At 65.5% G+C, this 17,005-nt stretch carries 16 protein-coding genes; 9 read left to right on the top strand and 7 right to left on the bottom strand.

Annotation, left to right across the window (positions count from 1 at the left end; genetic code table 11):
• Positions 1-49: 49 nt before the first annotated feature.
• The 3 genes from AC1ROK_RS23065 to AC1ROK_RS23075 form a co-directional block, all read right to left on the bottom strand.
• The gene (locus AC1ROK_RS23065) at positions 50-925 is read right to left on the bottom strand and encodes a 4-(cytidine 5'-diphospho)-2-C-methyl-D-erythritol kinase (protein ID WP_492851282.1); all 876 of its coding nucleotides are present in this window, start codon (positions 923-925) and stop codon (positions 50-52) included.
• A 1-nt stretch (position 926) separates the two neighbouring features.
• On the bottom strand, positions 927-2,666 hold the full coding sequence (locus AC1ROK_RS23070) for a tetratricopeptide repeat protein (RefSeq protein ID WP_492851284.1): 1,740 nt from the start codon (positions 2,664-2,666) through the stop codon (positions 927-929).
• Positions 2,667-2,950: 284 nt separating this feature from the next.
• The gene (locus tag AC1ROK_RS23075) at positions 2,951-4,615 is read right to left on the bottom strand and encodes an electron transfer flavoprotein-ubiquinone oxidoreductase (RefSeq protein WP_492851286.1); all 1,665 of its coding nucleotides are present in this window, start codon (positions 4,613-4,615) and stop codon (positions 2,951-2,953) included.
• A 43-nt stretch (positions 4,616-4,658) separates the two neighbouring features.
• Between AC1ROK_RS23075 and AC1ROK_RS23080 the strand changes: the two genes are divergently transcribed.
• Complete coding sequence (locus AC1ROK_RS23080) at positions 4,659-5,468, top strand: uracil-DNA glycosylase (RefSeq protein ID WP_492851288.1); 810 nt, start codon at positions 4,659-4,661, stop codon at positions 5,466-5,468.
• A gap of 158 nt (positions 5,469-5,626) precedes the next feature.
• Positions 5,627-5,893 (top strand): hypothetical protein, encoded by a 267-nt coding sequence (locus AC1ROK_RS23085; protein ID WP_492851290.1) that lies wholly within the window; start codon positions 5,627-5,629, stop codon positions 5,891-5,893.
• Between the two features lie 49 nt (positions 5,894-5,942).
• On the opposite strand, the gene AC1ROK_RS23090 is transcribed toward AC1ROK_RS23085, so the two are convergent.
• From AC1ROK_RS23090 to AC1ROK_RS23100, 3 genes are all read right to left on the bottom strand, one after another.
• Positions 5,943-6,338 (bottom strand): hypothetical protein, encoded by a 396-nt coding sequence (locus AC1ROK_RS23090; RefSeq protein ID WP_492851292.1) that lies wholly within the window; start codon positions 6,336-6,338, stop codon positions 5,943-5,945.
• Positions 6,338-6,919 (bottom strand): YybH family protein, encoded by a 582-nt coding sequence (locus AC1ROK_RS23095; protein ID WP_492851294.1) that lies wholly within the window; start codon positions 6,917-6,919, stop codon positions 6,338-6,340. The genes AC1ROK_RS23090 and AC1ROK_RS23095 overlap by 1 nt, the downstream gene beginning before the upstream one ends.
• A 120-nt stretch (positions 6,920-7,039) precedes the next feature.
• Complete coding sequence (locus AC1ROK_RS23100; protein ID WP_492851296.1) at positions 7,040-7,528, bottom strand: GNAT family N-acetyltransferase; 489 nt, start codon at positions 7,526-7,528, stop codon at positions 7,040-7,042.
• Between the two features lie 232 nt (positions 7,529-7,760).
• On the opposite strand from AC1ROK_RS23100, the gene AC1ROK_RS23105 reads away from it, so the two are divergent.
• The 6 genes from AC1ROK_RS23105 (at position 7,761) to glyS (ending at position 14,937) form a co-directional block, all read left to right on the top strand.
• Entirely contained in the window at positions 7,761-9,152 is a 1,392-nt protein-coding gene (locus tag AC1ROK_RS23105; RefSeq protein WP_492851297.1) for an MFS transporter, read from the top strand.
• Between the two features lie 6 nt (positions 9,153-9,158).
• Entirely contained in the window at positions 9,159-9,695 is a 537-nt protein-coding gene (gene moaB, locus AC1ROK_RS23110; RefSeq protein ID WP_492851299.1) for a molybdenum cofactor biosynthesis protein B, read from the top strand.
• 4 nt (positions 9,696-9,699) lie between these two features.
• On the top strand, positions 9,700-9,876 hold the full coding sequence (locus AC1ROK_RS23115; RefSeq protein ID WP_492851301.1) for a DUF7230 family protein: 177 nt from the start codon (positions 9,700-9,702) through the stop codon (positions 9,874-9,876).
• A gap of 230 nt (positions 9,877-10,106) precedes the next feature.
• Positions 10,107-10,655, top strand: coding sequence for a LemA family protein (locus tag AC1ROK_RS23120; protein ID WP_492851331.1), 549 nt, complete (start codon positions 10,107-10,109; stop codon positions 10,653-10,655).
• Between the two features lie 124 nt (positions 10,656-10,779).
• Positions 10,780-12,717: a DUF2207 domain-containing protein gene (locus AC1ROK_RS23125; RefSeq protein WP_492851303.1), complete on the top strand. Its 1,938-nt coding sequence runs from the start codon at positions 10,780-10,782 to the stop codon at positions 12,715-12,717.
• 195 nt (positions 12,718-12,912) lie between these two features.
• Positions 12,913-14,937 carry a glycine--tRNA ligase subunit beta gene (glyS, locus tag AC1ROK_RS23130; protein ID WP_492851305.1) on the top strand — a complete coding sequence of 675 codons (2,025 nt, stop codon included), beginning with the start codon at positions 12,913-12,915 and terminating at the stop codon, positions 14,935-14,937.
• A gap of 86 nt (positions 14,938-15,023) precedes the next feature.
• On the opposite strand, the gene AC1ROK_RS23135 is transcribed toward glyS, so the two are convergent.
• The gene (locus AC1ROK_RS23135; protein ID WP_492851307.1) at positions 15,024-15,446 is read right to left on the bottom strand and encodes a VOC family protein; all 423 of its coding nucleotides are present in this window, start codon (positions 15,444-15,446) and stop codon (positions 15,024-15,026) included.
• Positions 15,447-15,722: 276 nt separating this feature from the next.
• Between AC1ROK_RS23135 and AC1ROK_RS23140 the strand changes: the two genes are divergently transcribed.
• Positions 15,723-16,868: a PA0069 family radical SAM protein gene (locus tag AC1ROK_RS23140; RefSeq protein WP_492851309.1), complete on the top strand. Its 1,146-nt coding sequence runs from the start codon at positions 15,723-15,725 to the stop codon at positions 16,866-16,868.
• The last annotated feature ends 137 nt before the right edge of the window (positions 16,869-17,005 follow it).

Below are 17,005 nucleotides of genomic sequence, written 5' to 3' on the forward strand. Positions count from 1 at the left end.
CCTTCGAGAATGGAAAAGTCAGCAACTTTTCCCGAAAGCGACCTGACCATCAACTGATCACCGGCGCTGCGGCCACCCAGAAATCGGGGTATTTGGCCCGCATATCGTGCGCAGCCTGATGCGCCTGGGCGGCCGAGCCGAAGAGGCCGAACACGGTGCCGCCCGAGCCGGACATACGGGCCAACGCGCAGCCATCGAGCACGCGCATCTGGCGCAATAGTTCGCCGATCACCGGAACCAGGGCGATGGCGGCGGGCTCGAGGTCGTTGCGGGTCTCGGCCAGCCACAGCCCTAGCTGCGCCGGTCGGGTCAGCGGCTGCGGCAGGGTAGGCATCGGCGGGTTGGTCCGCTGCTCGAGCCGACGGAACACGTCGGCCGTCACCACCGGCACCAGCGGATTGACCAGTACCAGGTGGGTCGCCGGAAAGCCGCGCAGCGGGTGGATGATCTCGCCGACGCCGCGCACTTCGCAGGGCTGCGACAGCAGACAGGCGGGCACGTCCGCACCTAGCGTCAGCGCCAGCGCGCTGAGTTCGACAAGTTCGAGATCGCCCCCCGCCATGCCGGACAGCAGGCGCAGCATTGCGGCGGCATCGGCGGAGCCGCCGCCGATTCCTGCCGCGACCGGCAGGTTCTTGGTCAGCGCGATATCGAGACCATCCGGCAAGCGACCCGGCCAGCGCGTGCGGAACGCCTTCACGGCGCGCATCACGAGGTTTGAATCACCACCGCCCGCGGCAGCCGCGAATGGGCCGGTGACGCGCAGCCGGTCGGCCTTGGACGGATGCGCCGACACCTCGTCGGCGACATCGACGAACACCACCAGGCTTTCGAGCTCGTGGTAACCGTCGGGGCGCCGGCCGGTGACATGCAGGGCCAGGTTGACCTTGGCGGGAGCCGCCTCGGAGACAGTGCCTTGCAGCATGTTACTGGGCGGGCGCGGCCTGACCTTCCGCCACCGGGCCCGCATCGGGAGCCGGCGCCACGGCATCGAGGCCGCCGGCGAGTTTCTTGGCCACCCGCTCCTTCACTGCCCCCTCCTGGTCGACGGCGGCGGCGATATTCCACTGGAACTTCGCCTCGAGCTTGCGGCCGGCGCGCCAATAGGCATCGCCGAGGTGGTCATTGATCTCGGGATCGGTCGAGCGCAGCTGCACGGCCACTTCGAGCTGCTTGACCGCATCGTCGAAGCGGCCGAGGCGGTAGAAGGCCCAGCCCAGACTGTCGATAATGTAGCCATCGTTAGGCGCAGCGGCGACGGCCTTCTCGATCATGTCGAGCGCCGGCATCAGGTTCACACCCTGGTCGACCCAGCTATAGCCGAGATAATTCAGCACCTGCGGCTGGTCCGGATTCAGCTCCAGCGCGCGCTTGAAATCGATCTCGGCCTTGTTCCATTGCTTGGCGCGCTCATAGGCGATGCCACGCACGTAGTAGAACCGCCAGTCGCCCGGAGCATCCCCGCCGGCAACATCAAGCGCCTTGGTGTAGGTATCGGCCGCCTCGGCATATTTCTGTGCGGCGCGCTGCATGTCGCCGAGCACCGACAAGGCCTCGAGATCATTGGGGTTCGACGCCACGATATTGCCCAGCCGGCGCAGCGCTTCGTCGCGGTTGCCGGTGGCGCTGAGGTTCTCGGCAACGCGCACCACCGCCATCGGCTTCATCGGCGAATCCGGCGGCAGTCTGTCGTAGATGGCGTTGGCAGCATCGTGCTGGCCGGCGCCGTCCAGCAATTGACCATAGACCAGATCGATGACGTCGGCCTTGGGATCGAGATACATGCCGAGCTGCAGGAACACCGCGGACACATCCGGGCTGCCCTCGCGCGCCAGCGCCACGCCCACCGAGTGAAACATCTCGGCGGCGCCGGCCTGCACGTCGGCGGCGAACACGCCCGGGCGCTGCTTGTTGTCGATCTTGGCCTTCACCGCGGCAACCAGCGGGTGATCCAGCCCTTCGGACTCGAACTTGGCGATCACCTTCTCGGCTTCATCGAAGCGGCCGGCATTACCCAGCATGCGCGCATAGGCCTCGACGATGCGGGCGACAAACGGGTCGGCCTCATAGGCCTTGGCGGCGAACTCGAGCGCCGACTTGCTGTCCCCCTCGACGTCGGCCATCAGCGCCCGGTGGAAGACGAGAAAGTCCTCGAGGCCACCCTGCCCGATCTCGTCGAGCACCTTATTGGCTTCGGCCTTTTTGCCCTCGCCGACCAGCGCCCAGGCATGCAGCAGACCGCCGGTGATGCCAGCGAACGTGTCGCCGCCCACATTCTCGAGCTCCTTGGCTGCCGCCGCGTAGCGGCGCTGCTTCACCGCCTCGGTGCCGATGACAAGGCTCGCGAGGTCGTTGGGCGCACTCAGCTCGAGCAGGTGCTTGGCGAGGCGCGACGCATCCGACACCTGCCCGTTCGCGGCGTAGGCGATGAAGCTCCGCTCGACGATGATCGGGTTGTCCCAGTCGCCTTCCGCGGCGATGCGGAAATAGCGCGCAGCATCTTCGGTCCTGAGGTCCGAGAGCGCCTGCCGGCCGGCCAGATAGCTGCCGGTCACGCTCTGATCCATCAGCGGGAAGGCCGCACTCGATTCGAGCGCCGCGGCGCCGCCAATGGTGAGCGCGACGGCGAGAAGGACGCCGGAAGCGAGACGGGCTTTGTGGGTCACGAGGCTCGATATCTCCGAGAAGCCAGGAAGCGGCTGACTAGCCCAAGAAACATGGGCGATTTTGCGACTGCGCCGCAAGAGGCAGGCACAATGAAGTGAGGGAATAGACGTCGTGAGGCGATGCTGCCTGCCACGGCTTCGGTGCCCCACCCACCGGCGTCATCCCCCCGAAGGCGGGGACCCAGTGGGATCTCTCAACCTTAGCGGGTCCTACAGCATCCCACCATGTTCCCGCCTTCGCGGGAATGACGGCGGTGGGTGGGCAGCATTGCCTCAGCGGCATCTCACATCCCCGAGTAATTCGGCCCCGAACCGCCTTCGGGCGGCACCCAGGTGATGTTCTGCGCGGGATCCTTGATATCGCAGGTCTTGCAGTGGACGCAGTTGGCGGCGTGGATACGGAACACCGGCGCACCGTCCTCCTCGGCCACCTCATAGACCCCGGCCGGGCAATAGAGCGGCGCCGGCTCGCCGTAGCGCGGCAGGTTTTCGCGCACCGGCAGGTCCGGATCGGCGAGCCTCAGGTGCACTGGCTGGTCCTCGTCGTGACTGAGATTGGCTAGGTAGACCGAGGCCGCGCGATCGTAGGTCGTCGTGCCATCGGGGCGCGGATAGACTCGCGGCGCCACCTCGGCGAGCGGCCGAAGTCTGGCGGAATCCGCCTCGCCGTGCCGCAACGTCCCGAACGGCGAGACGCGGAACAGCGCCTCGCACCACATGTCGAGGCCGCCCAGCAGCACGCCGAGCCAGGTGCCGAAGCGCGACCAGAACGGCTTGACGTTCCGCACCCGTTTCAGCTCGTCGCCGATGCCGGTAGCCAGGACGCTGTCGTTCAATCCCTCGAGCTTGTCATAAGCCCTGCCCTCGCCGATCGCCGCGGCGACGCGCTCAGCGGTGGCCATGCCCGAGCGGATCGCGTTGTGGATGGCCTTCAGCGCCGGCACGTTCATGAACCCGGCCGCGCAGCCGATCAGCGCACCGCCGGGAAACGCCAGCTCGGGGATCGACTGCAGCCCACCGGAGGTCATCGCCCGGGCGCCGTAGCTCAGCCGGCGGCCGCCCGCGAGCAGTCGGGCAATCGCCGGATGCGCCTTGAAGCGCTGGAACTCGCCGAAGGGCGAGAGGGTGGGGTCGCTGTAGCTCAGATGCACCGCGATACCGAGATAGAGCTTGTTGCCGCCAGCATGGTAGGCGAAGCCGCCGCCGGAGGTGGCGTTGTCGAGCGGGAAGCCGAGATAGTGATCGACGCGCCCGGCCTCATGCCGCTCCGGCGCGATCTCCCATACTTCCTTGATGCCCAGCCCGTAGAGCTGCGGATCATGCCCGTCGGCGAGGCCGAAATGGCCAATCAGGTGTTTGGCGAGCGAGCCGCGCGCCCCTTCACCGATCAGGGTGTATTTGGCCCTCAGCCCGATGCCGGCCGCGTAGGTGGATTTCGGGTTGCCGACGTGATCGACGCCGAGATCGCCGGTGATGATGCCCTCGACCCGGCCGCCTTCGCCGGTCAGCACGTCGACCGCCGCGGTCATCGGGAAGATATCGACGCCGAGCCCCTGCGCCTGCTCGCCGAGCCACTTCACCAGATCGCCGAGGCTGACGATCACCGCGCCAGGCGTCTTCATCTGCGGCGGGATCATCAGCTGCGGCAGCGCAATATCGGCTGTGGCGGTGAGGAAGTGGAAGGTGTCGCGGGTCATCGCCGGGCCGACCGGCGCCCCCATGTTGCGCCAGCGCGGCAGCAGCGCATCGAGCCCCACCGGGTTCATCACCGCGCCGGAGATGATGTGCCCACCCAGCTCGGCGGACTTTTCCACCACCGTAACGGAGAGCCGCGGCGCCACCTGCTTCAGCCGGATGGCGGCGCTGAGGCCCGCAGGACCGGCCCCGACGATCAGCACATCGGTCTCGAGTATCTCGCGATTGCCGGCGTCGGCCAAGGTCAGGTCCATTCACGGATGGCGGGATAAAGCGGGCTGTGACATAACAGAACCCATGTCCGAAAATCGACCGCTAAATGACGCCGAAGCCCGGGCGGCGCTCGACTGGTATCGCGCCGTTGGCGTCGATTTCGCCGTCGGCGAAGAGCCGGTCGACCGCTTCGCGGCCTCGGTGGCGCCCTCCCGCGCCCGGCCGATCCCGGCGCCGGAAGCAGCAGTCGCGTTGACTGCCGCTCCGACTGCGGCGCCCATCGCCATCTCGCTGACCTCCGATCCGACCGAAACCACCGCCCTCGCCGCCGGCGCACAGACGCTCGATGAGCTGCGCGCCGTGATGAACGCCTATGAGGGGTGCCTGCTCAAGAAGCGCGCCACGCAGCTGGTGTTCGCCGACGGCAACCCCGAGGCCGAGATCATGCTGGTGGGCGAAGGTCCCGGCGAGCAGGAGGACTTGCAGGGCAAGCCGTTCGTCGGGCGGGCCGGGCAGTTGCTCGACCGCATGCTGGCAGCGATCGGGCTCGACCGCAGCAAGGTCTACATCGCCAACATGGTTCCCTGGCGCCCACCCGGTAACCGCGACCCATCGCCGGAGGAGATGGCGCTCTGCACGCCGTTCCTGCTGCGGCAGGTGGAACTGGTAGCGCCAAAGTTCCTCGTGACGCTCGGCAACGTGCCCACCAAATCGCTGTTCCAGACCCAGAACGGCATCACCCGCATGCGCGGCCAGTGGCGTGACCTGACGATCAACAGCCACCAGACGCGGGCGCTGGCGACCCTTCACCCGGCCTATCTGCTGCGCACCCCCGCCAGCAAGGCACTGGCCTGGCGCGACATGCTGAGCTTGAAGCAGGCGATCAGCGGTTAGGTGCTCCGCTGGCACTGCGGGCGCGAAACGCCAATGCCACTGCTGTATTCCCGACGACTGTGCTGATACTTCTGGAGGATTGCTCGCCCCGGCCTCGCGGCAGCCGTCACGGGCTAGACGTACGCGGGAATTTCCAGAGCAGCAAAGGACATCACGCCATGACCAGAACGGTACTACTTGCCGTCGCGGTGGCGAGTTTCGCTTTCGTTGCGCCAGCGCTCTCCGAACAGAAATCGGATGCTGGATCGACGACGGACAATACCACCCTGTGCAAGGCGATTTACGAAATCTACGATCTAAACATGGAGGCGTACTACTCCAAAAACAAGACCAACAGGCAACGTCAGGAGGCCTATACCTCGGCCCAGCGGGCTATGTCGGACTTCCGGAAGAAAGGCTGCAAATACAAGGATGTCGTCAATTGACGACGTAGCCGGCCCGTAGATCGGCCATGCATGTGTCAGCAATTCGCCGTCAAGTGCCAGTGGCGTGGCGGGTGCGGTACGCATCGCGCAGCAGCACGGCCATGAACAGCAGCATCGAGCTGATGGTTAGGATCGAGCCGGCCATCACCAGCGTGTAGGCGACCGAGCCGCCGCCGGTGAGCAGGATCGCGAGACCTCCCGTCATGCCCGGGAAACCCAGTGCCGCAACCCCGACCTGCAGCCGGGCCAGGCGACCGGGCGCATGCTGCCCCCCACGGTAGTAAAGGCCGTAAAGGAACATCGAAACCCAGCCGAGCAGGTTGAGGTGGGCATGCACGGGGGCGAGGGTGAAATCCTCGTTGGCCCCCATGAAGATGCCCAGACTCATGCCGACCAGCGCGGCCACGGCGGCTATGATGAAGCAGAAGTGCCAGATCTGCATCATCAGCTCTCGACCGCCAGGTCGCGGCCGGCAGCAAGCGCCGCAGTGGTCGCGAGCGAGATCGAGCGCACCAGCGGATCGGCATGGCGATGTACCAGATGCCAGTCGGCGCCCTGACGCCGGAACACCTGAGTGACGCGCAGCGACCAATCCTGTTTGGGCAGGCCGGAAACCTCGCCGTCCTGGCGTTCGACATAGGCGAGGACGACCAGATCATCGGTCGCCACGGCTTGCACCACCTCGAGGCTGGCATCACCATTCTGGAAGCGTGCCGCAAGCTCGGCCAGGTGCTGCGGCGAAGCGTCGAAGCCGTGGCTGGCCGGGCCGCCAAAGGGTTGCATCAGGGTGAAATCTTCGCCGAGACGGACGTGCTTGACCCACTCCTCCATCCGCCCGGCATTGAACAGCTGGGCCTGGCGCTCGGATCGGTCAACGAGGCTCGCGACCACCGCGTCGTGCGGCGCTTCGGCCTTTGCTGCCTTGAGCAGAAACGGCGCGATCACACCGGCTGCGATGGCGAGCCGCCTCGAGAAAGCGCCAGGCACGGAAGCCGAGGAGCGGTTGTTATCCTTGGATTGGAACATCGGAGAAAACTCATGTCTGTGGCGCCCCGCCGTCTGGGCCGCCTTCTCCGCCGGTCAGCGCGATGAAGCCAGTGACATGATTTCATCAATATGCTGCACACGATTGATCAGCGATAGCTGTCAATCCTGCCGGTCGATGCGCCAGCGCCAGATCTGCCTCCCCTCCTGCTCGAGCGCGCCGTCAAAGCGCATGCCGAGCTTCTGCAGCACCGCGTTCGAGGCGTTGGTCTCGGCGAGGGAGTGGGCAATGACGGCTCGGGCGCCGGCTTCGAAGGCCGTGGCGACCATCGCGCCGGCGGCCTCGGTGGCAAAGCCGCGCCCCTGGTGCTCGGGGCCGATCTCATAGCCGATCTCGACGACACCGTCGGCGTCGGGAGCGCCGACATAGCCACCATTGCCGATGAGCCTCGGCTCGTCGCGGTGCAGAAACAGGTAAGGCGACCATGGCGTCGGCGCCTCGGGGAAGTCGGGACCGAATGCTTCGGGAAACTCCGGCCAGGCCGCCGGCAAGGTGACGCCGAGCAACACGGCGAACGCCTCACGCGATTGCTGGAAGGCCTGCCGGTGTTCAGGTGTGAGCGGCACCAGCCGCATTCGCTCGGTTATCATCTAGTCGTCTCGCATTACGCCCCGGCCTGAACCAGGTGATGGGAGTGCATCGATACGCCGAACGGCAGTGAATGGCGGCTGAACGCGTCGCGATTACGCGCGGACCAACCCTGGTCTTGACCCCTACTTAAGACTATCCAGCCAAGAATAGTGATGACGCTTGATTGTGCCGCCCGAATTTGGTCCGACTCCGCGGGCAAGCGCCTCAGGACCCGAAACCATAGAAAGCGCCATGTCCTCCGCCCTCAAGATCTATGCCCTGTTCATCGGCTCGGCACTCCTGATGTTCGGAGGCGGCCTGCAGGGCCTCTTACTCTCGGTGCGCGGCGCCGAGGAGGGGTTCTCGCTCACGGCGCTCGGCCTCATCGGTACCGGCTGGTCGGTGGGGTTCGTTGCCGGTTCGATCACCGTGCCAATGCTGGTGAAACGCGTCGGACACATCCGCGCCTATTCGATCATGGCGGCGATCGGCACGGTGACGATCCTGCTTAACCTGCTTTGGGTTCAGGATATCGGCTGGATCGTGCTGCGCGCCTTTTCCGGCTTCTGCTTTGCCGGCGCGGCCATGATCGTCGAAAGCTGGCTCAACGAGGTGGCGGACAATCGCAGCCGCGGCACCATCTTTTCGGTCTACACCACCATCAACATGGCCGCTTCGACCGTCGGTCAGCTGGCCATGGCGGTGACCGGCACTTTCGGCCATATCCCGTTCGTCGTCGGCGCCATCGCCTTCATCTGTGCGCTGTTGCCAAGCGCCCTGACCTCGACGCCGCAGCCGCGGCCGATCTCGTCGGCGCGGCTCGACGTGGTGCTGCTCTACAAGACCTCGCCGCTGGCGGTGATCGCGGCCTTTGCCTGCGGCATGGCCAACGGCACCTTCGGCACGCTGGCGCCGGTCTACGGCTTCGAGCAGAAACTCGATGCCTCGACCATCGCCTACCTGTTCGCTGTCACCGCAGTGGTGGGCGCCGTGGCGCAGACGCCGTTCGGGCGGCTCTCCGACAAGATCGACCGTCGCCTGGTGATCGTCGGGCTCAGCGGTTTTGCGGCAGTGATCGGACTTCTCACCGTGCTGCTGAACCCGAGCAGCGGCGTGCTGATGTTCATCCTGTTCGGGCTCTACGGCTTCGGCGCCTATCCGCTTTATGCCATCGCCGTGGCGCATGCGAACGACTTCGCCAAGGAAGGCGAGTTCGGCCGCGTCGCCGGCGGCATGCTGCTGATCCTCGGCATCGGGCTCGCCATCGGGCCGATCATCGCCAGCTGGGTGATGAACGCTATCGCGCCGGTCGGCCTGTTCATCGTCACCGCCACCTTCCATGGGGCGCTTGCCGTCACGGCGTTCCTGCGCATGAAGATCCGCCCGGTGCGCGACTCCTCGGGCCGCGTCCGTTTCCGCGCCATGAGCGCCGAAAAGGGCGTATCGCCCGGCACGGTGACGCTCGATCCGCGCGGCGAGGAAAAGCCGACGCCCCGCCCGGCCACGCCGGCAGCGGCCGCGCAGCCCGAAGAAACCGAACTGCTGGTGCCCGATCCGATCGAGCCGACGGTGATCGTCGAACGGCACGTGAAAAACGACGCGCCCGGTGATACCGACAAGTCGGACAAGCCGAAGCCGGAGTAGCCCCAGATGTTCAAATCGGAACTCGACCAGAGCAAGCCGTTCACCCCGCTGTCGATCGCCGTGCTCGCCGTCTCCGACACCCGGACGCTCGAGACCGATACCGCCGGCGCGCTGCTGAAATCACTGCTGGAAGCCGATGGGCACAGCTGCTTCGAGCGTGCCGTGGTGCGCGACGACATCCACCAGATCCGCGCCAAGGTGATGGAGTGGGTGGTGAACGATGGCGTCGATGCGATCATCACCACCGGCGGCACCGGCTTTTCCGGCCGCGACGTGACGCCGGAGGCGCTGGAGCCGCTGTTCCAGAAGCGGATGGATGGGTTCTCGGTGCTGTTCCACCAGTATTCCTCGACCACGGTCGGCACCTCGACCCTGCAGTCGCGCGCCACCGGCGGGCTGATCGGCGAGACTTTCGTCTTCGTGCTGCCCGGTTCGCGTGGCGCCTGCCGCGACGCCTGGGAGGGGATCCTGCGGGCCCAGCTCGACAACCGGCACAAGCCCTGCAACTTCGTCGAACTGATGCCGCGCCTCGCCGAGCGTTGAAGCGATGAAGGTCCCCCTCTCCCGCAAGCAGGTCGCACCGCGCAATGTCGCCGCCAAGTCGCTGCGCGAGGGGCAGTTCCAGCCAAAGGTCGAGGCGGATCCCAAGGCCTACAAGCGGAAGAACAAGCACAAGACTGATCCGGTGCTGGAAGCCGAGAAGCAGGACGACCAAGGTGAGTAACTTGAATCAAGTTCACGCTGTGAATTTGCTGACTTCAAGTTCATCCTGAGATTCAGACCGCTCCGCGAAGCCGTTCCAAAAACACGTTCATTTCCCATTCAGCCAGCGCAATTCAATTGCGGTGCCCACGGTCCGGTGCCACTTTGCGGCGCTTGAGGGTCTTTGGTTTGCCGCGCTTTCGAACCTGGGAGCGCGCTTGAGCATCACATGCGGAGGGCTCCATGACTGGGTTGATCATTCTGGCGATCGTCGTCGTCGCCATCGGCTACGCGATCTTCGTCTACAACGACCTGGTGTCGAAGCGTCAGCTCAAGGAAGAGGGCTGGTCGGGCATCGACGTGCAGTTGAAGCGCCGCACCGACATGATCCCCAACCTGATGGAGACGGTGAAAGGCTATATGGGCCACGAGCGCGAAACGCTCGAGGCGGTGACCCAGGCCCGCGCCGCCGCCACCGCCGGGGCCAATGCCGGCCCGGCCGAGCGCAGTGCGCTGGAAGGCGCGCTGTCGGGCGCGCTGGGCAAGCTCCTCGCCATTGCCGAGGCCTATCCGGACCTCAAGGCCAACACCACCTTCCTCGAATTCCAGAGCGCGCTGCAGAACGTCGAAGACGAAATCCAGCTGGCGCGCCGCTACTATAATGGCTCGGTGCGCAACCTGAACACGGCGGTCGAGAGCTTCCCCTCCAACGTCGTCGCGAACGCCTTCAAGTTCGAGAAGGCCGAGTATTTCGAGCTGGAGAACGAAGCCGACCGGGCCGTGCCTTCGGTGAAGTTCTGATCCCAGCGCCAGCATGAGCATCGTGCGTTTGGCCACCCCCCTCCCAGCCTCCCCCACAAGGGGGGAGGTGTCGAGCGGAGGTCGTGGCACCATTGAGCCTAGGCGCCGGCTCGCACCTCCCCCCTTGTGGGGGAGGCTGGGAGGGGGGTGGCAGCGCGCGCTGGCGCTGGGCCTTACCATCCTCACCCTGCTCTTCGCCCTCCCGGCCAGCGCCCGTGAAGCCATCACCTCGTTCTCGTCCGCCGTCACCCTCAACGCCGATGGTTCGGTCGACGTTATCGAGACCATCGAGGTCAATGCCGAGGGCTATGAGATCCGCCGCGGCATCTATCGCGACATCCCACTGGTCCTGATCAATCCGGACAACTCGCGGCTTCGCTCCGACCTCACGGTGAAGACGGTGCTCCGCGATGGCCGGACCGAGCCCTATTCGCTCGACAATATCGGCGCCGGCTTCAAGCGCATCCGCATCGGCGATGCCGACGTGCTGCTGAGCTATGGCCGGCACAAATACACCATCCATTACAGCATGACGCGGATGGGGCGCAGCTTTGCCGATCATGACGAACTGTTCTGGAACGCCACCGGCAACTACTGGAATTTTCCGATCGACCAGGCCGTCACCTCGATCACCCTGCCCAAGGGCGCCGTGATCGACCGGCTGGTCGGCTATACCGGTGCGCCGGGCTCGATGGAGCAGGCCGTTACCATCACCCGCACCTCCGACAACACGGCGATTTTCCGGGTGAACCGCCCGCTGGGCTCGGGCGAAGGCGTCAGCGTGGCGGCGTCGTTTCAAAAGGGCATTCTCACCGAGCCGCAGGGACTAGACCGGCTGCTGTACTGGCTGAGCGACCATCGCGACATCGTGGTGCCCGGCATCGCGGTTGGCCTGGTGCTGCTCTATAACCTCCTCGCCTGGAGCGCGGTCGGGCGCGATCCGAAGAAGGGCACGATCATCCCGCTGTTTCACCCGCCCAAGGGATTCTCGCCAGGGCTTGCCGAATATGTCGACGGCATGGGCTGGGAGAAGAGCGGCTGGACCGCCTTCACCGCCTCGATCTTCGACCTCGGGGTCAAGGGGCTGGTGAAGATCGACAACCCGGGAAAGACGCTCAGCGTCACGGTGACCGGCAAGGCGCCGCCGGACGATCTCGGGGCGGCCGAGCGGCTGCTGTTCGACTATTTCAAGTCGCAGGGCAAGGTGACGGTCAACACCACCACCGGCCCTAAACTCAACGAAACGCGCGGCCAGTTCGTCTCGGCCATCGAAACCGAAAACCGGCTGGCCTATTTCAGGAACAATACCGGCTACATCCTCGTGGGGGTCGGGTTCTCTGTGTTGATCCTCCTCGGGATGGTGGTGTTCGACCTGATCGACCCCGTCACGCTGGTATTCGCCGGCGTCGGTGCGCTGTTCCTCGGCATTCTGAGCGGTGCGCTCAGGGGGCTGTGGCGCGGCCCGATCATCGCCAAGATCATCTTTGCGGTGTGGGCGGTGATCTTCGGCGGCAACCTGTTCGGCGCAGCAGCGAGCTTTCTCAGCGAGTTCCGTCCTGATGTCGCGCTGATCGGCGCGGCCTCGATCATCTTCATCAACGTGATGTTCGCCGTACTGATGCGGGCGCCGACGGTGCAGGGGCGCAAGATCATGGACCAGCTCGATGGCTTCAAGATGTACATGAACACCGCCGAGAAGAACCGGCTGAACATGACCAACGAGCCGCCGATGACGGTGGAGCGCTTCGAGCGCATCCTGCCCTATGCCATTGCGCTGGGCGTCGAGAAGCCGTGGTCGGAGCACTTCGAAGCGGAACTGGCCCGCAACGCCGTCGCCGATGCGCAGGGGAGCAGCTACGCGCCGGGCTTCTACACCGGTCGTAACTGGTCGAACAGTTCGGGGAGCTTCGCCAACTCGGTGTCGTCGGTGGCATCAGGCATGAGCGCCGCCATGGTCGCAGCCCAGCCGAGCTCGTCGTCGGGCTCGGGCTTTTCCAGCGGGGGCGGCGGAGGCGGCGGCTCCGGTGGTGGCGGAGGCGGTGGCGGCGGCGGTGGGTGGTAGGACCAAACCTCCCCTAAGCCGCTTCATATCGCCTACCCACCGACGTCATCCCCGCGAAGGCGGGAGGTGGAGCACCGGCACACGGCTCCTGCCGCCAACGAACCCGACCTCCTGCCGCATTGGCCAACCCCGCAATGGACAATCTCCCCTGCCCTTGCTAGGCAAACCGCGCTTTCAAACGCCCGGTCTTAAGAGATGCCCGAACTCCTCGTCGAACTGTTCTCGGAAGAAATCCCTGCTCGCATGCAGCGCAAGGCCGCCGAGGACCTGAAGAAGGCCGTGACCAATGCACTGGTCGATGCCGGCCTCGTCTACGAGGGCGCCAAGGCGTTCGTCACACCGCGCCGCCTGGCGCTGACCGTAACCGGGCTCCCGGCCCGTTCGCCCGATACGCGCGAAGAGCGCAAGGGCCCGCGGGTCGGTTCGCCACAGCAGGCGATCGACGGCTTCCTCAAGGCCGCGGGACTGAGCTCGATCGAAGAGGCCAAGATCGAGGCCGACCCCAAGAAGGGCGAGTTCTACGTCGCGCACATCGACAAGAAAGGCGCCGAGGCGACCGACATCCTCGCGAGCCTGCTACCCAAGGTGATCACCGGCTTCGACTGGCCGAAATCCATGCAGTGGGGCAATGGCGGGCTGACCTGGGTGCGGCCGCTGCGCGCCATCACCGCCACCTTCGGCACCGATAACGACGAGCCGATCGTCATCCCATTCAAGTCGAATACCGTGACCTCCGGGCAGACCACGTTCGGCCACCGCTTCCTCGCGCCCGAGGCGATCCGGGTGAAGCGCTTCGACGATTACGTGCAGGCGCTGGAGAAGGCCAAGGTCGTCCTCGATATCGATCGCCGCAAGGAGATCATCCGGGCCGATGCCGACAACCTCGCCTTCGCGCAGGGGCTGAGCGTCATCCATGACGAAGGCCTGCTTGAAGAAGTCGCCGGCCTCGTCGAATGGCCGGTGGTGATGCTGGGGTCGTTCGACCCGGCTTTCCTCGAAGTGCCCGAGGAAGTGATCATCGCCACCATCCGCGCCAACCAGAAATGCTTCTGCCTGCGCGACAGTTCGGGCAAGCTGGCGCCGTTCTTCATCATCACCTCGAACCAGATCGCAGCCGACGGCGGCAAGACCATCGTCGCCGGCAACGAGCGCGTCATCCGCGCCCGCCTGTCGGACGCGCGGTTCTTCTATCAGACCGACCTGGCGCTGCCGCTCGAGCATGGCCTGCCCAAGCTCGAGGAGAGCGTGTTCCACGCCAAGCTCGGCACGCAGTTCCAGCGCGTCGAGCGGCTGGTGAAGCTGAGCGGCGAAATCGCGCCCAAGGTCGGGGCCAACCCCGAACTGGCCAAGCGTGCCGCAATGCTGGCCAAGGCCGACCTCACCACTGGCATGGTCGGCGAGTTCCCCGAGCTGCAGGGCATCATGGGCCGCTATTATGCACTGGCGCAGGGCGAGCCGACGGCCATCGCCAATGCGATCGCCGACCACTACAAGCCCCTCGGCCCCACCGATCTGGTGCCGGGTGAGCCGGTCGCCATCGCGGTGGCGCTGGCCGACAAGCTGGATACGCTGAAAGGCTTCTGGTCGATCGACGAGAAGCCCACCGGCTCGCGCGACCCGTTCGCGCTGCGCCGCGCGGCGCTCGGCGTCATCCGCATCGTCACCGACAACAACCTGCGCTTCCCGCTCGACGTGGAACCGGACCTGCTCAGCTTCTTCCATGATCGCCTGAAGGTAACGCTGCGCGATGCCGGCGCCCGCCACGACCTGGTCGACGCGGTGATCGGCAAGGACAGCAACGACATGCTGGAGATCACCGAGCGGGTCGAGGCGCTGTCGAAGCTGCTCGGCTCCGAGGACGGCAAGAACCTCCTCGCCGGCTACAAGCGCGCCGCCAACATCCTCGCCGCCGAGGAGAAGAAGGACGGCAAGGCCTACGATACGCCGGTGGCCGAGGAGCAGCTGAAGCTCGATGCCGAGATCGCCCTCGCCGACGCGATCATGAAGGCTGACGCCGCCGTCGCCGGCAAGGTGGGCGCCAACGACTACCGGGGCGCGATTGCCGCGCTCGCTACACTGCGGCAGCCGGTCGATGCATTCTTCGAGGCGGTGCTGGTCAACGACGCGGATCCGGCGGTGCGCACCAACCGGCTGAACCTCCTCGCCAAGCTCCGCGACACCATGCGGCTCGTGGCGGATTTCTCGAAGATCGCGGGCTAACCCCGCATCGGTCCCGGCTTCGCCGCGGCCTGCTGGGCCTCTGATCGATGCGGGGCGAGGCCAGAACCGCGCCCTGACGTACAATTCTACAACCCGAACCTCACGTTGCCCTCGTCATCCATGGCAAAGCCAGGATTCCAGGCGATCTCCCAGGCATGATCATCGGGGTCGGTAACGTAGCCGCGCACCCCGCCATGCGGCGGGGCGTCGGCCGGACGGATGACCATGCCGCCGGCCGCCGCCAATTGCTCGATCAGCGGCGTCACTTCGCCTTCGGTGGCGACGTTGTGGGCCAGCGCGAACGCTCCCGGCGTCCGCAGCCCGGTGCGGTTCATGTCCGCCTCCAGCTCAGCGGTCAGGAAAGTGCCGAGTACGATGCCGTTGAGCTGGTAGAAGATGATCACCTCGCTCTCATAGACCGGCGTCCATCCAAACCCTTCGCTGTAGAAGCGCCGTGAGCGGGCGAGGTCGGCGGTGCCGAGGGTAATGACGGAAACTGCAGGGTTCATTTGGCCAAGACCTTTCACTGCGCCGCTCCCCGATGGAGCAGCGTTCAAGGCCATGGGACTCAGTCGCCGAAGCGAAGGCCAGGACCGCCGAAGCGGGACAGGGCTAACCGCACCTGCCTCTCCTTTTCTGACCCATCCAAGCTAGCAGCGGACGCCACCGGGTCAATGCCGCAGCGATTTCTCTCCACTGCTTTGTTCTTGTTCCGTTCTCATTGGGATGCTATTCCTAATGGAACGTTACCCGTGGCGAGTCGCTTGAGGGTTTGGAGAACGGACATGCGGGTAAGCGCCCCTAACTTCGAGCAGCTGGAGCGATTGAACGGCACCCGCGATGCGGACCTGATCGCGCGGCGTTACGTCGACCCGGCGCTCAATCGCGGCCGTGGTGCGCAGACCAACAAGGGCAGTCGCTTCGATCGGCAGAGCCGCGAGGAGTTCGACGACGGTTGGGGACAGGTCGAGGATTTGAAGCCGTTCGAAACCATCGAGCATGTCGAGCGCGCCAAGTCGATCATCACCCGCAACGAGAGCCCGGATATCGGCTTTGATCGCTCGATCAACGCCTATCGCGGCTGCGAGCACGGGTGCTCGTACTGCTTTGCCCGCCCGACCCACGCCTATCTCGGGCACTCGGCAGGGCTGGAGTTCGAGCGCGACATCTATGTGAAGGCCAATGCCGTCGAGCTGCTGCGGCGCGAGCTGGCCGACAAGCGCTATAAGCCGAAGCCCATCGCCATGGGCACCAATACCGACCCGTACCAGCCGGCCGAGCGGCAGCATAAGCTGACCCGCGGCATCCTTGAGCTGCTGCTGGAGACCAAGCACCCGGTGACCATCACCACCAAGTCGGCGCTGGTGGTCCGTGATCTCGACATCCTGAAGCCGTTGGCCGAGCAGAACCTGGTGCGCGTGGCGCTCTCTATCACCAGCATGGATCACATCCTGTCGCGCAAGATGGAGCCGCGGGCCTCGACGCCGGAAAAGCGCCTGGAAGCGGTGCGGCTGCTGTCGGAAGCCGGTATTCCGACGACGGTGATGGCCGCGCCGATGATCCCGGCGATCAATGACATGGAGCTCGAACGCATCCTCGACGCCGCGGCGGCGCAGGGCGCGGTGGGCGCCAATGCCATCCTGCTGCGCCTGCCGGGCGAAGTGCGCGACATCTTCCGCGAGTGGCTGCTGCGGCATTTCCCCGATCGGGTGAGCCATGTGATGAGTCTCGTTCGTGACACCCGTGGCGGCAAGGACAACGACCCGAATTTCGGCACGCGTTTCGTCGGCGAGGGTCCATACGCCACCCTGCTCCGCCAGCGCGTCGATCTCGCCAAGGCGCGCTACAAGCTCGACCGGCCGATTGCTCCGCTGCGCACGGACCTGTTCACACCGCCGGCAGTGGACGACGGGCAGATGAGCCTGTTCTGAGCGGGTGCGATGTCTCGGTCATAGCTCCCCCTTGCGGGGAGACCGCGGTGGCTCCCAGGACCCCCTCTCTTGCGATTTCTAAGGCTTAGCCAAACGGCTAAACCTAAGAAATCGCTTTCTCCCCCGCCAAGGGGGAG

This window comes from Devosia sp. GW821-FHT12F11 (assembly GCF_058806655.1).

Bases quoted from the DNA above. Each gene is read 5' to 3' on its own strand.
- AC1ROK_RS23065 (WP_492851282.1), bottom strand. From the start codon at position 925: ATGCTGCAAGGCACTGTCTCCGAGGCGGCTCCCGCCAAGGTCAACCTG.
- AC1ROK_RS23075 (WP_492851286.1), bottom strand. From the start codon at position 4,615: ATGGACCTGACCTTGGCCGACGCCGGCAATCGCGAGATACTCGAGACC.
- AC1ROK_RS23080 (WP_492851288.1), top strand. From the start codon at position 4,659: ATGTCCGAAAATCGACCGCTAAATGACGCCGAAGCCCGGGCGGCGCTC.
- AC1ROK_RS23085 (WP_492851290.1), top strand. From the start codon at position 5,627: ATGACCAGAACGGTACTACTTGCCGTCGCGGTGGCGAGTTTCGCTTTC.
- AC1ROK_RS23090 (WP_492851292.1), bottom strand. From the start codon at position 6,338: ATGATGCAGATCTGGCACTTCTGCTTCATCATAGCCGCCGTGGCCGCG.
- AC1ROK_RS23095 (WP_492851294.1), bottom strand. From the start codon at position 6,919: ATGTTCCAATCCAAGGATAACAACCGCTCCTCGGCTTCCGTGCCTGGC.
- AC1ROK_RS23100 (WP_492851296.1), bottom strand. From the start codon at position 7,528: ATGATAACCGAGCGAATGCGGCTGGTGCCGCTCACACCTGAACACCGG.
- AC1ROK_RS23105 (WP_492851297.1), top strand. From the start codon at position 7,761: ATGTCCTCCGCCCTCAAGATCTATGCCCTGTTCATCGGCTCGGCACTC.
- moaB (WP_492851299.1), top strand. From the start codon at position 9,159: ATGTTCAAATCGGAACTCGACCAGAGCAAGCCGTTCACCCCGCTGTCG.
- AC1ROK_RS23115 (WP_492851301.1), top strand. From the start codon at position 9,700: ATGAAGGTCCCCCTCTCCCGCAAGCAGGTCGCACCGCGCAATGTCGCC.
- glyS (WP_492851305.1), top strand. From the start codon at position 12,913: ATGCCCGAACTCCTCGTCGAACTGTTCTCGGAAGAAATCCCTGCTCGC.
- AC1ROK_RS23135 (WP_492851307.1), bottom strand. From the start codon at position 15,446: ATGAACCCTGCAGTTTCCGTCATTACCCTCGGCACCGCCGACCTCGCC.
- AC1ROK_RS23140 (WP_492851309.1), top strand. From the start codon at position 15,723: ATGCGGGTAAGCGCCCCTAACTTCGAGCAGCTGGAGCGATTGAACGGC.